Source organism: Rhodococcus sp. A14, assembly GCF_011603105.1.
GTDB lineage: Bacteria > Actinomycetota > Actinomycetes > Mycobacteriales > Mycobacteriaceae > Rhodococcus_F > Rhodococcus_F opacus.
Window position 1 is genome coordinate 1 of the sequence record NZ_JAAOQS010000253.1, and the last position, 1,706, is coordinate 1,706.

At 68.9% G+C, this 1,706-nt stretch carries 1 protein-coding gene; it reads right to left on the reverse strand.

Annotated features, from left to right (window positions below):
* Window positions 1-152: 152 nt before the first annotated feature.
* Window positions 153-1,589: an IS1182 family transposase gene (locus G9373_RS45155; protein ID WP_167121308.1), complete on the reverse strand. Its 1,437-nt coding sequence runs from the start codon at window positions 1,587-1,589 to the stop codon at window positions 153-155.
* Between the last annotated feature and the right edge of the window lie 117 nt (window positions 1,590-1,706).

Sequence of the window (1,706 nt, forward strand, 5' to 3'; positions counted from 1 at the left end):
CTAGGAGCGTGGGTCTGTATTGCCAATCGGGATCGTTGCCAGGGTGCGCCGGAGTCGATTGGGCCGGCGGTGGGTGGGCAGATTGGTTCGGGATGAGCGCAGGTTGCGCGGGTGTCCGTACCGAGCTCTGCGGGTGGCGGCTGACCGGGAGGTCAGCTCGCGGCGAGGGCCGCGAGGCCGTGGACACCGACTACGCCGTGGAGCTTGCGGAGGTTGTGACAGGCGGCGAGCAGCAGCCATTCGCCGCGGGCCTGGTCGAGTCCGCGGAGCAACAATTGTTTGGCGTTCTGCAGGGTGCTCATCTGACCGAAGACCGGTTCGACGATGGCCTTGCGGCGAGCGTATGCGTTGCGGCCCTTCCGGGTGGCCAGCTTGCGGGCCATTCGTTGCTTGCCGTTCGCGGACTTGGGGATTCGCCCGCGCGGCGCGATCGGTGGCGGGTCGTCACGGCGCCGGCGTCCGGTCGCGACATAGAACTCGGTGCCGTGTGCGTCGGCGAACTCGGCGGCGCGGTCGAGGTTGTCGGCCGAGCAGTAGCCGGCGTCGGCGAGGACCTGGTCCGGGACTTGCCCGGTGTTCGCCGCGGTCTGTTCGGTCATCGGCATTAGATTGCCGACATCGGCGGCGTTGGTGTTCACGTCGGTGGCCACGATCACCTGATGTTTCTCGTCGACCACGGCCTGCGCGTTGTAACACTGCTGGAAGGCTGCGTCGCCGGTCAGCATGATCTTCGAGTCCGGATCGGTGAAGTTGCGTTGCGCCTTCGGTTTCGGCGTCGCCTTACCGGCCGCGCCCGTGCCCGCCCCCGCGGCGGTGTCATTGTCGTCGCCGCGGTCGCGGGCCTTCGCCTCGGCCCGCTCCCGCGCCGCCTGCCGGGCATCTTCCTCGAGGGCGGCCTTCGCCGCCCGGATCGTCGCCAGCCGGGTTTCTCGGCGCCGCAGCTCCTCGGGCAGCTCGTCGCCGCGGTTGTTCCGGCCGAAGCGGGCGTCTTCGGCCTTGTCGATCCGTTCGGCCTCGGTCAGCAGGGCCGAGACCTCGTCGGCGAGGACCTTCTCCTTCTCTGACATGCGGGCGTAGCTCATCGCCTTGCGTTTGGAGGCGTTCGCCCGCACCTTCGTCCCGTCCAGGGCGACCCGGCCCAGCCGGACCATGCCCGCGGCCTGGCACAACGCCAATGCCTGCACGAACAGGTGGCCGAGCGCGGACAGGTGCCGCTTGCGGAACCGGGCGATCGCCCGATAGTCCGGGGCCGCGCCCGCGGCAAGCCACCGGAACGGCACGTCATCGACGCATTTGCCCTCGATCGCCCGAGACGAGCGCACCCCGGTGGTGTATCCATAGAGCAGGATCCGCACCATCAGCCGCGGATCATAGGGTGGGGCGCCGCGGCCCTCGGTGTAGGCGGCGCGGATCCGGGACAGGTCCAGATGCTCGTCGACCAGCTCGGCGATGAACCGGGCCAGATGCTCGGCCGGCAGCCAGTCGTCGAGCGACGGCGGCAGCAACAACCCCTGTTCCGGGTCGAACGCCCGGAACGTCTTGTCCACCGGCCGCTTCGGCACCCCGAAATCGGGTTCGACCCGCTGCACAGGGTCTACCTCGAACAACCCACCATCATCGAGATCATCAGGCACGCCCCATCATCTCGCATACCCGACCATCACCCGAACACCCCGCCCGGCGTGTTACCGACCCACGCTCCTAGG